This is a genomic window from Paenibacillus sp. JDR-2 (assembly GCF_000023585.1).
In the GTDB taxonomy this organism is placed as follows: Bacteria; Bacillota; Bacilli; order Paenibacillales; family Paenibacillaceae; genus Pristimantibacillus.
The window spans coordinates 79,021-92,500 of record NC_012914.1; the positions used below are offsets into that span (position 1 = coordinate 79,021).

The 13,480-nt window shown below is 51.7% G+C and carries 12 protein-coding genes; all 12 read left to right on the forward strand.

All coding sequences use genetic code 11. The annotated features are described in order from the left end of the window. Nucleotides 1-43 precede the first annotated feature (43 nt). The 12 genes from cysK to PJDR2_RS00440 all read left to right on the forward strand — a co-directional run bounded on the left by cysK (nucleotide 44) and on the right by PJDR2_RS00440 (nucleotide 13,462). Nucleotides 44-982 carry a cysteine synthase A gene (cysK, locus tag PJDR2_RS00385; RefSeq protein ID WP_012772076.1) on the forward strand — a complete coding sequence of 313 codons (939 nt, stop codon included), beginning with the start codon at nucleotides 44-46 and terminating at the stop codon, nucleotides 980-982. Nucleotides 983-1,084: 102 nt separating this feature from the next. After that, nucleotides 1,085-2,650: an anthranilate synthase component I family protein gene (locus PJDR2_RS00390; protein ID WP_012772077.1), complete on the forward strand. Its 1,566-nt coding sequence runs from the start codon at nucleotides 1,085-1,087 to the stop codon at nucleotides 2,648-2,650. A 33-nt stretch (nucleotides 2,651-2,683) separates the two neighbouring features. After that, complete coding sequence (gene pabA, locus PJDR2_RS00395) at nucleotides 2,684-3,265, forward strand: aminodeoxychorismate/anthranilate synthase component II (RefSeq protein ID WP_012772078.1); 582 nt, start codon at nucleotides 2,684-2,686, stop codon at nucleotides 3,263-3,265. Further along, the gene (locus PJDR2_RS00400; protein WP_012772079.1) at nucleotides 3,262-4,143 is read left to right on the forward strand and encodes an aminotransferase class IV; all 882 of its coding nucleotides are present in this window, start codon (nucleotides 3,262-3,264) and stop codon (nucleotides 4,141-4,143) included. Before pabA ends, PJDR2_RS00400 begins: the two co-directional genes overlap by 4 nt. After that, nucleotides 4,140-5,027, forward strand: coding sequence for a dihydropteroate synthase (folP, locus tag PJDR2_RS00405; protein ID WP_012772080.1), 888 nt, complete (start codon nucleotides 4,140-4,142; stop codon nucleotides 5,025-5,027). Before PJDR2_RS00400 ends, folP begins: the two co-directional genes overlap by 4 nt. A 115-nt stretch (nucleotides 5,028-5,142) precedes the next feature. Then, complete coding sequence (gene folB / locus PJDR2_RS00410; RefSeq protein ID WP_012772081.1) at nucleotides 5,143-5,529, forward strand: dihydroneopterin aldolase; 387 nt, start codon at nucleotides 5,143-5,145, stop codon at nucleotides 5,527-5,529. After that, nucleotides 5,507-6,058, forward strand: coding sequence for a 2-amino-4-hydroxy-6-hydroxymethyldihydropteridine diphosphokinase (folK, locus tag PJDR2_RS00415; protein ID WP_012772082.1), 552 nt, complete (start codon nucleotides 5,507-5,509; stop codon nucleotides 6,056-6,058). Before folB ends, folK begins: the two co-directional genes overlap by 23 nt. Then, a complete protein-coding gene (locus PJDR2_RS00420; RefSeq protein ID WP_012772083.1) occupies nucleotides 6,010-6,219 on the forward strand; it encodes a helix-turn-helix domain-containing protein in 210 nt (69 codons plus the stop codon). The genes folK and PJDR2_RS00420 overlap by 49 nt, the downstream gene beginning before the upstream one ends. Before the next feature lie 89 nt (nucleotides 6,220-6,308). After that, complete coding sequence (gene dusB, locus PJDR2_RS00425) at nucleotides 6,309-7,325, forward strand: tRNA dihydrouridine synthase DusB (RefSeq protein WP_012772084.1); 1,017 nt, start codon at nucleotides 6,309-6,311, stop codon at nucleotides 7,323-7,325. Between the two features lie 261 nt (nucleotides 7,326-7,586). Then, nucleotides 7,587-8,063: a transcription elongation factor GreA gene (gene greA, locus PJDR2_RS00430; RefSeq protein WP_012772085.1), complete on the forward strand. Its 477-nt coding sequence runs from the start codon at nucleotides 7,587-7,589 to the stop codon at nucleotides 8,061-8,063. Nucleotides 8,064-8,245: 182 nt separating this feature from the next. After that, nucleotides 8,246-9,772 (forward strand): lysine--tRNA ligase, encoded by a 1,527-nt coding sequence (gene lysS, locus PJDR2_RS00435; RefSeq protein ID WP_049789974.1) that lies wholly within the window; start codon nucleotides 8,246-8,248, stop codon nucleotides 9,770-9,772. Nucleotides 9,773-10,021: 249 nt separating this feature from the next. Then, nucleotides 10,022-13,462 (forward strand): phospholipid carrier-dependent glycosyltransferase, encoded by a 3,441-nt coding sequence (locus PJDR2_RS00440; RefSeq protein ID WP_150106403.1) that lies wholly within the window; start codon nucleotides 10,022-10,024, stop codon nucleotides 13,460-13,462. Nucleotides 13,463-13,480: the final 18 nt, after the last annotated feature.

The window sequence follows — 13,480 nt, forward strand, 5'->3', positions numbered from 1 at the left end:
AAAACCAACTAAATTAGTCGGAATAAGGGAGGCAATTATTCTCATGGCTAGAATCGTAAACAGCGTAACTGAACTTATTGGTGATACACCGCTTGTCCGTTTGAACCGTCTTGTACCGGAGGACAGCGCGGAAATCTATGTGAAGCTTGAGTACCAGAACCCGGGCGCAAGCGTTAAAGACCGTATCGCGATCAGCATGATCGAAGTAGCGGAGCAAGAAGGCGTTCTGAAGCCTGGCGATACAATTGTTGAGCCTACAAGCGGCAACACAGGTATCGGTCTTGCTATGGTAGCTGCGGCAAAAGGCTACAAAGCGATCCTCGTTATGCCTGAAACAATGAGTATCGAGCGCCGCAACCTGCTTCGTGCTTACGGTGCTGAGCTTGTTCTGACTCCAGGATCCGAAGGCATGAACGGTGCCGTTCGCAAAGCGGAAGAGCTGGCGAAAGAGAACCCGTCCTACTTCATCCCGCAACAATTCAAGAACCAAGCTAACGTAAAAGTACACCGCGAAACAACGGGTCCGGAAATCGTAGAAGCGATTAACTCGCTTGACGGCAAGCTGGATGCTTTTGTTGCCGGTATCGGTACTGGCGGTACAATCTCGGGTACGGGCGAAGTGCTGAAGAAGAACTTCGAAGGTATCAAGATTTACGCGGTTGAGCCTGCTGCATCCCCGATCCTGTCGGGCGGCAACCCAGGTCCTCACAAAATCCAAGGTATCGGCGCTAACTTCGTGCCGGATATCCTGAACCGTGAGATCTACGACGGCGTTATTACGGTTGAGAACGAAGAAGCATTCGAATACGCACGCCGTGCTGCGAAAGAAGAAGGTCTTCTGGTCGGTATTTCTTCCGGTGCTGCTATCTATGCTGCTCTGAAAGTAGCAAAAGAACTCGGCAAAGGAAAACGCGTTATTGCGATTATTCCATCGAACGGCGAGCGTTACCTGTCCACGCCTCTGTTCAACTTCGAGAACTAATTGTCTCCTATAAGTCCCCCGTTCTTAGGAACGGGGGCTTTTTGACGTTTGCAGAGGCTTTTTGTATACTTAGCAAATCATACCTGATCGGAGGGAATTAACATGTTCACCGCAGTAGGGCAGTGGGCTTTATGGCAGGCAGAGCGCAAATATACAACCTTGCCGCTGCTGAAGCGCATTCCGCTTCATGCCATTACGGTTGATTCATGGGAGTCGGCATGGGGCGCGGCTTCACAGCATGCATTCGTATTGGAGAGCGGCAAGGATGGACGTTATACCTATTTGGGGCTGCATCCGGAAGGAGTTATCCGCGGCAAAGGATACAATGCCCATTCATCGGAATGGGACCGCGAGGGACAAGTCCTGTCGGAACAGCTCTGGGAAGGCAAGCCGCTTGAAGTGGTCCGGCGCTGGATGGAGCCGCACCGTTCCCCTAAACTTGCGGATGGTCCTAAGTGGACGGGAGGGTGCATAGGCTTTTGGAGCTATGATGTTATCCGCTCTATCGAGCGGCTGCCTGAGCTTGCCGCGGATGATACGGGACTTCCGGATTATCTGTTCCTTCGGATGAACCGGATCTGGATCGTGGATCAGCAGGAGAAGATGCTCTACTGCGCGGTCCATACGGCGGTTACCGGGGAAGAGAGTGAAGCCCATCTGCAGGCGAAGTACGACGAGGCGGTTGCGCAAGCAGAGGAGATGGCTGCGTTCTGGCAGCAGCATATTCAGTCTCAGGCTGGCGAGGCTTCGGCCGTACGCGAGGAGCGCAGACTGTTCACGGAAAGCGATAGCCTACACATTGACGTAGAGTCGGTAGAGGGCATCACTTCTCCCTTTCGGAAGGAAGCGTTTATGGAGGCTGTCAGCCGGATTCAGCAATATATCAGCCAAGGCGATGTATTCCAAGTGAACCTGTCGCAGCGGCAGAGCCGGAAGGTCAGTTCCTCGCCGGAGGAGCTGTACGAATGGCTTCGTATTTTTAATCCGTCGCCTTACATGGGCTTTCTCCGCTGTCCGGACTTCCAGCTGGTCTCCGCCTCACCGGAGCTTCTCGTCGAGCAGAACGGAGACAAGCTGGCAACACGCCCGATAGCGGGCACGCGCCGCCGGGGACGCTCGGAGGAAGAAGACCGCATAATGGCAGAGGAGCTCCGAACAAGCGAGAAGGAGCGGGCCGAGCATATTATGCTGGTCGACCTGGAGCGGAACGATCTTGGACGAATATCGGAATTTGGAACGGTTAAAGTAGAAGAACTTATGGTCATCGAATATTATTCCCACGTGATGCATCTGGTCTCGCAGGTGGAAGGACTCCTCGCGGAAGGGAAGGATGCCTATGACGTCATCGCCGCGACTTTCCCGGGCGGAACGATTACCGGCGCGCCGAAGATCCGGACCATGGAAATCATCGAGGAGCTTGAGCCCGTGCGGCGCGGGGCTTATACGGGATCGCTCGGATGGATTGACTATAATGGCGATATGGAATTTAATATAATAATAAGAACGATGGCGGTGAAGGACGGTATTGTTAATATTCAAGCCGGCGCGGGTATCGTTATCGATTCCGATCCGGAGCGGGAATATTACGAGTCGTTGAGTAAAGCGAAGGCGCTATGGAAGGCGATTCAGTATAGCGAACGTTTTGCGAAGCGGACGAGCCGGACATAGCGCGGAGCGATATACAAAGGGGGAGCAGGAGCGATGATTCTAGTAATTGATAATTATGATTCGTTTACGTACAACTTGGTACAGTATTTGGGTGAACTGGGCGAAGAGGTTGTCGTGAAACGGAATGACGAGATTGATCTTGCGGGCATTGAGGCGTTAAAGCCTGACCATATTCTGATCTCGCCGGGACCTTGCTCTCCGAACGAAGCAGGGATCAGCCTGTCGGTTATCGAGCATTTCAAAGGCATTATTCCGATCTTTGGCGTATGTCTTGGCCACCAGTCGATCGGACAAGCGTTTGGCGGCGATGTTGTACGCGCGGAGAAGCTGATGCACGGCAAGACGTCTGAAATCCTGCATGATGGCAAAACAATCTTTGAAGGGATCCCTTCTCCGTATACGGCTACCCGTTACCACTCTCTTATTGTAAAGCGCGAGACGCTTCCGGATTGCCTGGAGATTAGTGCGGAAACGGCAGAAGGCGAAATTATGGGACTGCGCCATAAGGAATATCCGATTGAAGGCGTACAGTTCCATCCCGAATCGATCATCACGCAGCACGGTCACGACATGCTGCGCAATTTCTTGAAAATCCGGACGGGCGCGGCGCGATGAAAATCGGGCTGAACCAAGCGGTAATGGAATCTGGCGAAGCTGTGATCTCGGTATACGATCACGGCTTTTTGTACGGTATGGGGTTATTTGAGACGTTCCGCACGTACGGCGGCAAGCCGTATTTGCTGGAACGGCATATGAAGCGCCTGGCGGAGGGCTGCGAAGCGATCGGTATCCGTTACAAGCCCGATCTGGATGCGCTAAGGCAGATGATAGCCACCTTGCTGAGAGAGAACGGGCTTACGGAAGGCTATATCCGTCTGACCGTTACGGCGGGAACCGGGGAACTGGGACTTCCGTCGGGGGATTACGAGCAGCCTACGGAGTTTATGCTCGTTAAGGCGCTTCCGCCTCATAACGAGAGCCTGTACAGCGAAGGCAAGGAATTACGGCTTCTTAAGACCGCAAGAAATACTCCGGAAGGAGCCATTCGATTAAAATCGCTCCATTATATGAACAATATAATTGCAAAGCGGGAATTGCTGGCAAGCGGGGCCTCGCCGTCGGCGGAAGGGCTAATGCTGAGCCATGAGGGGCTTCTTGCGGAAGGGGTCGTCAGCAATTTGTTTTTTGTGCAGGAGGACAAGATTTATACCCCTTCGACAGATATCGGCATTTTGCCGGGAATAACGAGGCAGCGGGTTATCGAGCTGGCACGCGGGCTTGGCTATACCGTGAGAGAAGGACATTATTTGTTTGAGGAGCTTCTTGACGCGAATGAAATATGGCTGACAACTTCTATACAGGAGCTTGTACCGGTAACGCTCGTAACCGATCATCATGGCGGCAGCACGGTGGTTGGTTCGGGGACGGCAGGACCCGTGCTGCGGGAGCTGCTGCTGGCTTACCGCGAAGATACGGAGGAACAACAACGATGAGCGAACAAGAACGGGGACAGGGACTTACAGGCTATAAGCCAACCTTTTGGAATAGAAGCTATGAACTTGACGGCGGAATTAAGCTGGAGCTTGGGAAGCGGACCCTGATTATGGGTATTCTTAACGCTACGCCGGATTCTTTCTCGGATGGCGGACGGTATAACCATGCGGAGGCTGCCGCTGCGCGTGCGGCGGCTATGGTCGAGGAAGGCGTCGACATTATCGATATCGGCGCGGAATCGACGCGTCCCGGCTTTGAGCCGGTCAGCGTAGAAGAGGAACTCCGCCGCTTGCTGCCCGTTATCCGGGCCGTACGCGAAGCGGCTCCTCACGTGCCGATTTCCATTGACACGTACAAAGCCGAGACGGCGCGCCAGGCGCTTGAAGCGGGCGCGCATATTATCAACGACATTTGGGGTCTGAAGTATGACCCCTTTATGGCCGCCGTGGCGGCCGAATATGGCTGTCCGGTTGTTATCAGCCATAACCGTCCTGCCCGGGATTACGGCGACCTTGTCCCGGATGTGCTAGCCGACCTGCAGGCCAGTGTGGCCATTGCGCTTCAGGCTGGCGTTGAAGCGAGCGAGATCTGGCTCGACCCGGGTCTTGGTTTCGCGAAGGACCATGACGACAACCTCGAATTAATGGGCAGGTTGTCGGAACTGACGGCGCTTGGCTACCCGGTGCTGCTTGGCACCTCGCGCAAACGGTTTATCCGGCAGACGCTTGACCTGCCGGTTGACGAGCTTGCGGAAGGGACGGCAGCAACTACGGCGCTTGGCATTGCCCAAGGCTGCCAAATCGTACGCGTGCATGATGTGCGCGCGAATAAGCGGACAGCGATGATGACCGACGCGATCATGTACAATTCTAAGAATTTATAAGTTTTTTCTTATAAACATGGCTTAGAATTCACCGGAATGAAACGCGCATCGCCAAAGAAGGCGATAGCCGTTTCACCTTGCGTCGTTCTAAATAGAAAGCGAGGAAGCGATAAGCATGGACAGCATGATCATGAAGGGCATGCAATTTTACGGTTATCACGGCGTTTTTCCGGAGGAGAACCGGCTGGGGCAGAAGTTTATCGTTGATCTTGACCTGAAGCTGGACCTTGAGAAAGCGGCGGCAACCGATGATTTGGGCGCAACGATCAACTATGCCGAGCTGTACGAGCAGATCAAATCCGTCGTGCAGGGAGAGCCGTATAAATTAATCGAAGCTTTGGCCGGCGGCATTGCAACGCGGGTTTTGGAAGCTTATACTATGATAAATGAAGTGACGGTTCGCGTAACGAAGCCAAATCCGCCGTTCGAGATCCATTTTGACGGGGTTACGATTGAGCTCCGCCGCAAGCGGGACGGGAATGGGCGTGTTGTCCGTGCCTAACACCTTGGCGGAGGCGTACATTGCTCTAGGCTCCAACCTTAACGATCGCGAGGAACTGCTTCAGCAGGCGGTGGAACACCTCCGGCAGCAGTCTGGCGTTCAAGTTTTAGGGATATCCGGTATTTACGAGACTGACCCTGTCGGGTATACGGATCAGCCGGCTTTTCTGAATATGGCGATGGCCGTTAAGACTACACTTTCACCCATCGAGCTTCTTCACGTGTTATTCAAAGTGGAGCAGCTTCTCGGACGCGTAAGGGATATACGCTGGGGACCGCGCACCATAGATCTAGATCTGCTGTTATATGGAGATGTTACGATGGATGACGAGGAGCTGACGCTTCCTCATCCCCGTATGATGGAGCGGGCTTTCGTGCTTGTTCCGCTTGCGGATGTCATCGATTCGTCGCATCCTCTGCAGGACCGTGTTTCGAATACTGCAGCAGCGGCGCTTCAGGATGGAAAGGAAGGCATCACGTTATGGAAAATCACCAATTGGCTCAGCGGGTCCGGGCATTCCGGAAGCTGAAGGGCTATACCCAGCAGGAGCTGGCAAAGGTATTAGGCGTATCGGTTGCGGTCCTTGGATCGCTGGAGCGGGGAACCCGCAAGCCCGATGCCCGGCTTATGATGAATATAGCGAATACACTTGGCATCAGCTATGAAGAATTAATGGATACGGAATCATAACGTACCTTTCATATGACGCAAGCACTAGAACTTCATTACTTCCGTCATTAAGGCGGCAATTCAATTTAAGAAGGAGGGGCAGAGGCAGCATGTTGAAAATCGGAGACATCGAGATGAAAAATAAAGTCGTGCTCGCGCCGATGGCTGGCGTCTGCAACCCGGCTTTCCGACTGATTGCCAAGGAATTCGGAACAGGCCTTGTATGCGCGGAGATGGTAAGCGACAAAGCGATCCTGCACGGCAACAAACGGACGATGGAAATGCTGTTTGTAGACGAGCGCGAAAAGCCGCTTAGCCTGCAAATTTTCGGCGGTGACCGCGAGTCGCTCGTCGAAGCGGCCAAGGTCGTTGACCAACAGACCAATGCCGACATTATCGATATTAACATGGGATGCCCGGTACCTAAGGTTACGAAATGCGACGCTGGTGCGCGATGGCTGCTAGACCCTAACAAAATTTACGAGATGGTATCGGCGGTAACCGCCGCTGTCAGCAAGCCGGTTACCGTGAAGATGCGAATCGGCTGGGACGACGAGCATATTTACGCGGTAGACAACGCGAAGGCTGTCGAAAGCGCGGGCGGCAAAGCGGTCAGCGTTCATGGCCGTACCCGCGAGCAGCAATACACCGGCAAAGCGAACTGGGATATTATCCGCGACGTGAAACAGGCGGTTTCCATTCCGGTTATCGGCAACGGCGACGTCTTCTCGCCGGAAGATGCCCGCCGTATGCTCGACCACACCGGCTGCGACGGGGTTATGATCGGACGCGGAGCGCTAGGCAATCCTTGGATGCTGTACCGTACGATTCAATACTTGGAGTCGGGCGAGCTGCTGCCGGATCCGCTTCCGCGCGAGAAGCTGGAAGTTGCGATTCTGCATATGGACCGTCTTGTAGCCTTGAGAGGCGAAGCGGCCGCCGTACGCGAAATGCGCAAGCATATGGCCTGGTACCTCAAAGGACTACCGGGCGCGGCACGCGTGAAAGATGTCATTATGGAAGAGACAGGACGCGACAAGCTTGTCGAAGTTATGGAGAACTACATCGCTTCTTTGGATGAGGAAGCTCTCGCCGGCATGGCCGGCAGCTCTAACAACTCACACTAAGAGATCCAAGAGGATTATCGGTCTGCAGGCCGATAATCCTCTCAAGTCTATTTTCGATAAAGCGGTTACAACACAAATTTGGCTTTGATTGACATTCGGGGTGTCTTTGAAATATAATCTTGCAATATACATCAACGACATCGTCGTTTCCGCGCTAGCTGCCCGCAACTTGGCATGAGAAACGGGGAATGCAATATATTTAAATAACAGTGAATTCATACGCCGTATGAATAATATGTCACACGACAGGAGAATCGGAAGATGAGCGATAAGGAAATCATTCTGACTCAGGACGGGTTAAAGAAACTTGAAGAGGAACTGGAAAACCTCAAGTCGGTCAAGCGTCGTGAAGTAGCGGAACGTATTAAGGTGGCCATTGGCTACGGCGACATCAGCGAGAACTCGGAATATGAGGATGCCAAAAACGAACAGGCTTTCATCGAAGGCCGTATCATTACGCTTGAGAAAATGCTCCGCAACGCGCGGATTATTAATAATGATGAGATCGATACCGATACGGTAAGTATTGGTTCGGTTGTAACGGTGGAAGATTTGGAATTCGGTGATACAATGGAATATGCAATCGTAGGATCAGCGGAATCCGACCCTCTTCGCAACAAAATCTCGAACGAGAGCCCCGTAGGCAAGGCGATACTGGGTAAGAAGAGGGGTACAGTAGTGGACGTTAGCGTGCCTGCCGGCATCATTCAATATAAAATCGTCGATATTAAAAAATAAGGTCTGCCTTGCCATTTGCGCATATTTTTCGAAAGCTTCCTTAGCGGAAGCTTTTTGAACGTTAAATATAAGAAAGTATAGGTTTTCCTATACTGTGCTTATATTTCACTCGCGAAACGTCTGCTGCCCCTTCAAAGGACGGCGCAGCCGTTTACGCTTGAGCAGTGCCTTTAATTTAGGAGATGAATGAAGTGGATCAGCAAAACACGGGAGTGGAACAAGAACAAGAACTAAGCGAACTACTGCAAATCCGCAGAGATAAATTGGACGAGCTCAGAGCACTTGGCGTTGACCCGTTTGGCGTCAAATTCGAGCGTACGCACAATGCGAAAGACATTGTGTCCGCTTATGAGGAGCTCAGCAAGGAAGAGCTGGAAGAGAAAGCAATCAAGGTAAGCGTTGCGGGCCGCATTATGCAAAAGCGCGGCATGGGCAAAGCTTCTTTTGCGCATATCCAGGATCTCTCCGGCAAAATCCAGATCTACGTTCGTAAAGATACGGTTGAAGCGAACAAATATGCGGCATTTGAAATGCTTGATATCGGCGATATCGTCGGCATCACAGGCGTCGTGTTCAAGACGAACACCGGCGAAGTATCGGTAAAAGCTTATGAAGTGGAAGTGCTGACGAAGTCGCTGCTTCCGCTGCCTGATAAATATCACGGTCTGAAGGACGTAGAGCTGCGCTACCGCCAGCGTTATGTCGATCTGATCGTGAACCCGGACGTACAGCAAACCTTCATTACGCGTTCCCGCATTATTCAATCGATGCGTCGTTACCTCGACTCGAAGGGCTACCTCGAAGTGGAAACGCCAACTCTGCATTCCATTGCCGGCGGTGCTGCGGCTCGTCCGTTTATCACCCATCACAATGCGCTTGATATGCAGCTGTACATGCGTATCGCGATTGAGCTTCACCTGAAACGCCTTATCGTGGGCGGTCTGGAGAAAGTATACGAGATCGGCCGCGTTTATCGGAACGAAGGTATCTCCACGCGCCATAATCCGGAGTTTACCATGATCGAGCTGTATGAGGCATATGCCGATTACAAGGATATCATGGCTCTGACAGAGAACCTGATCGCCCATATCGCGCAAGAGGTTCTTGGCACGATGAAAATCTCGTACCAAGGTCAAGAGATCGACCTGACGCCGCAATGGCGCCGTGTTTCGATGGTGGACCTTGTTAAAGAGGTTACCGGCGTTGACTTCAGCGTAGAGATGAGCGATGAAGAAGCTCATGCCCTCGCGAAGGTGCATAAAGTGCCGGTTGAGCCTCATATGACATTCGGCCATATCCTGAATGCGTTCTTCGAAACGCATTGCGAACATACCTTGATTCAGCCGACATTCGTTACGGGACATCCGGTTGCGATCTCGCCGCTGGCGAAGAAGAATCCGGTAGATCCGCGCTTTACGGACCGCTTCGAGCTGTTTGTCGTAGCGCGCGAGCATGCGAACGCGTTCACCGAGCTGAACGATCCGATCGACCAGCGTCAGCGCTTTGAAGCTCAGCTTGTCGAGAAAGAACAAGGCAATGACGAAGCGCATGAGATGGATGACGACTTCATCCGCGCCCTCGAGTATGGCATGCCGCCAACAGGCGGACTTGGCATTGGCGTTGACCGCCTTGTTATGCTGCTTACCGATGCGCCTTCCATCCGCGACGTTCTGTTGTTCCCGCATATGCGCGAGCGTGCAGGCGAATAAGAAGACAATGACAGCACCGCTTGGACTTACAGGTCCGGGCGGTGTTTTTTTGCAAATATAAGAAAGTATACGTTTTTACTATACTGTACTTATATTTCATTCGCGAAACGTATGCTGCCCTTCCTATGGACGGTGCAGCCGTTTTCACTTGGATAGGAGCGCACATTGACATTTGATAGGGAAAGTGAGAATGTATTTTACAGGAAAAACAAGCTCGAGAAACTTAACGTTTGAGGTGAACCGCGGAAAATGTGGAAGAGTGGCTTGCGTGCAATCATTTGTTTATTATTTGTTCTCGTTGTTGGCCTTTTGCCTGCCATGAACGGTTATGTATCAGCTGAGGGGAGTGCCGGCGCAGAAACCAATGCCTTAGGCAATATTGCGACAGAAGCTTTCTCGCCTGTCATTACTCTGCAGTCGGATCAGACCGCTTCGGCAACACCTCAAAATCAGGAGAAAATAGACCCGAAGAAAATATCGGCCTTTTCGGTATTATCGATATCGGCTTTATTTGGCGCCTTATTTGCTTACTTGTATAGCAGATGGCTGCGTGCCCGGGAATTCACTGTGAATGGCAAGCCCCTTGCGGCTGGAGGCAAGCCGTCCCTGAACGGACTGTGGATCGCTCTTCTTGCGGCATTTGCCTTCCGGTTCTACATAGCAGCCACGAATCCCGGCTATACGAATGATGTTAATACGTTTATTTATTGGGCGAATCATGCCTTCAAGGACGGACTCGGCAACTTCTATCAGGAGGGCTTGTTTGCCGATTATCCGCCCGGCTATATTTATGTGCTGTATGTCATGGGGGCGCTGCAATCGTGGTTCGGCATCGGGTCTACCAGCGATGCGGCTATTGTATTCTATAAGCTCCCGGCTATTTTCACGGATCTTATTACCGGATATCTCATTTATCGTACAGCGGTAAAAAAACTCGATCACCGCGCTGCCTTCGGCTTGGCGATGATTTTCGTCTGGAACCCTGCCGTCTGGATCAACTCGGCCGGATGGGGACAGGTGGATTCCTTTTTTGCTCTGATTCTTGTATTGGCCATTCGCGCCATAACGGACGGCAAGCTGGAGCGCGGTTCGATCTGGTTTGCGCTGGCCGTGCTTGTGAAGCCTCAGGCGCTGATTTTTACGCCGGTTATGCTTCTCGCTTACGGTTATAATCTCAAGCACTGGAAGCGTGTTGCCGCGGGTATTGGTTACGGTGCCGTTGCGTTCTTGCTGCTCGCCGCACCGTTTATTTGGAAGAACGGCGGTTTATCCGCTCTCTATCATCTTTATAAATCAACCTTGTCTTCATACCCTTACGCCACGCTGAATGCTTTTAATCTCTATGCTTTAACCGGCGGTAACTGGGCGAAGCTGGACGCGCATTGGCTAGGTCTCGAATATTCCGTATGGGGGAACATCGGGATCGTTTTCGCGACTGTGGTCTCCGTTCTCTTCTTTGCCTTCCGGAAACAGCAGAAGGATCTGACCGGTTCCTTTTATATGGCTTTAATTCTAATCGTTACCGTCTTTATGTTTGCTGCCAAAATGCATGAGCGCTACATGTTCCCGGCACTCCTCCTTATGATCTTCGCTTATATAGAAGCGAAGGACCGCCGGATTCTGCATTTGCTGTTTGGCTTTAGCATTACGCATTTTATTAATGTCGGCTATGTCCTGGCCTTCAGCCAGGAGAATACGTTCCTGCCTTCTTCGAACGGCATTATGATCGTAACATCGCTTGTTAATATCGGTTTGTATTTATACATGATTTATATCGGTTATGATAGATATATAAAAGGTCGCCTGCAGCCGGTTCCAGCGGTGACGAAAGACGAGCTTGCCATGTCCGAGGAGCGGCTGCTTCAAAGCGTAAGGGCACAAGAACAACCTGCCCGCAGGCTCCAGCGCAAGGATTGGCTGTGGATGTCCGTTATTACGGGTATTTATGCCGTTATTGCGCTTGTGAATTTGGGTTCAACGGTTAGCTTTGACAGCGGCTGGAAGGCCGACCGGGACGGCCAAAGCTTCTATGTGGATTTTGGCAAGCCGGTGCAAGTCGGCCAGATCAACAGCTTTAATGGGGTTGGCGTTGGCAAATACAAATGGGAATTCAGCAACAGCACGCCGGATCAATGGAGCAATCCCATTGAGATCGAGCAGAAGGTTGGCGATGACCTGAAGTGGACGGTGAACCCGGTCAATCAGACGGTCCGGTATGCGAAGCTGACGGTGACCCAGTGGGGTTTCTCCATGCAGGAGGTTGCTTTCTATCCGGAAGGCAGCAACAATCCCATCCCGGTTGAGCAGGTTGTTGATCTTGGAGATGCAAGCGAAGGGCAGAAGGATGCTGCTCTCGCAGGCAGCCGGTTGTTTGATGAACAGCAGGATGCCGTATATAAGCCAAATTACTTGAACAGCTCGTATTTTGACGAGATTTATCATGCACGTACCGCCTACGAGAATCTTCATGGCATGAAGGCTTATGAGAATACGCATCCGCCGCTCGGCAAGCTGCTAATCGCAGTAGGGATCAAGCTGTTTGGACTCAGTCCGTTTGGATGGCGGATTGTTGGCACGCTATTTGGGATTGCGATGCTGCCGATTATTTATCTGTTTGCCTTGCAGCTATTCCGCAAGACGGGCTTCGCGGCAACGGCAACGATCCTGTTTGCGGCTGACTTTATGCATTTCACGCAGACGCGGATCGCAACCATTGACGTGTATGGCGTCTTTTTCATCATGCTGATGTTCTACTTTATGAATAAATACAGGGAAATGAGCTTCTACCGCTCCCCTCTACGGAAAACGTTAGTCCCCTTATTCTGGGCGGGGCTGTTATTCGGAATCGGGGTCGCTTCCAAATGGATTGTCATTTATGGCGGTGCCGGTCTGGCGGTTATGCTGGCGCTGGTTCTGATTGAACGTTACCGCGAGCACGCAGCGGCAAAACGCATCTTGGCGGGCGGGGAAGAAAGCTATCCTTATACGGATAACGAGGCTTATCAAAGGGCTTCCCGTGGGTTTATGCGCAATACGTTACTAACTCTTGCAAGCTGTCTCGTTTTCTTCGTCGCGATTCCGCTAGTTATCTATTGCTTGTCCTATATTCCGGTTCTCCATGTCAAGGGAGATACGTATACGGCGGAACGGCTTATCGAGTACCAGGAACATATGTATGATTATCACAGCAAGCTTGTCGCTACGCATCCGTATTCGTCCCAATGGTGGGAGTGGCCGTTTATGAAACGTCCGGTCTGGTATTATAACGGCAAAAACCTCGAACCTGGAATGGTCTCGTCCATTTCGGCATTCGGCAATCCGCTAATATGGTGGACGGGGATCTTTGCCGTAATCGCTGCTTTTTATATAAGCGTAAAACGCAAGGATAAGCGGATGTACGTGCTCTGGATCGCTTACCTGTCGCAATACCTGCCATGGATGCTCGTTCCGCGGCTGACGTTCTTATATCATTATTTTGCAATGGTGCCATTCATGATTATGGCTATCGTTTATATATTCACCCGTATCGAAGACGGGCGCGAGAATAAAAAATGGATTCGTTGGGTATATGCCGGCATAGCGGTCGTTCTGTTTATAATGTATTATCCAGTTATTTCAGGTATGGAAGTAAGCAAGGAGTATGTGATGATTGCTCTAAGACATTTTGACTCTTGGGTCTTTTACAGCTGATGAACGGAAGGGGTAAAC

Bases quoted from the DNA above. Each gene is read 5' to 3' on its own strand.
- cysK (WP_012772076.1), top strand. From the start codon at position 44: ATGGCTAGAATCGTAAACAGCGTAACTGAACTTATTGGTGATACACCG.
- PJDR2_RS00390 (WP_012772077.1), top strand. From the start codon at position 1,085: ATGTTCACCGCAGTAGGGCAGTGGGCTTTATGGCAGGCAGAGCGCAAA.
- pabA (WP_012772078.1), top strand. From the start codon at position 2,684: ATGATTCTAGTAATTGATAATTATGATTCGTTTACGTACAACTTGGTA.
- PJDR2_RS00400 (WP_012772079.1), top strand. From the start codon at position 3,262: ATGAAAATCGGGCTGAACCAAGCGGTAATGGAATCTGGCGAAGCTGTG.
- folP (WP_012772080.1), top strand. From the start codon at position 4,140: ATGAGCGAACAAGAACGGGGACAGGGACTTACAGGCTATAAGCCAACC.
- folB (WP_012772081.1), top strand. From the start codon at position 5,143: ATGGACAGCATGATCATGAAGGGCATGCAATTTTACGGTTATCACGGC.
- folK (WP_012772082.1), top strand. From the start codon at position 5,507: ATGGGCGTGTTGTCCGTGCCTAACACCTTGGCGGAGGCGTACATTGCT.
- PJDR2_RS00420 (WP_012772083.1), top strand. From the start codon at position 6,010: ATGGAAAATCACCAATTGGCTCAGCGGGTCCGGGCATTCCGGAAGCTG.
- dusB (WP_012772084.1), top strand. From the start codon at position 6,309: ATGTTGAAAATCGGAGACATCGAGATGAAAAATAAAGTCGTGCTCGCG.
- greA (WP_012772085.1), top strand. From the start codon at position 7,587: ATGAGCGATAAGGAAATCATTCTGACTCAGGACGGGTTAAAGAAACTT.
- lysS (WP_049789974.1), top strand. From the start codon at position 8,246: ATGAATGAAGTGGATCAGCAAAACACGGGAGTGGAACAAGAACAAGAA.
- PJDR2_RS00440 (WP_150106403.1), top strand. From the start codon at position 10,022: ATGTGGAAGAGTGGCTTGCGTGCAATCATTTGTTTATTATTTGTTCTC.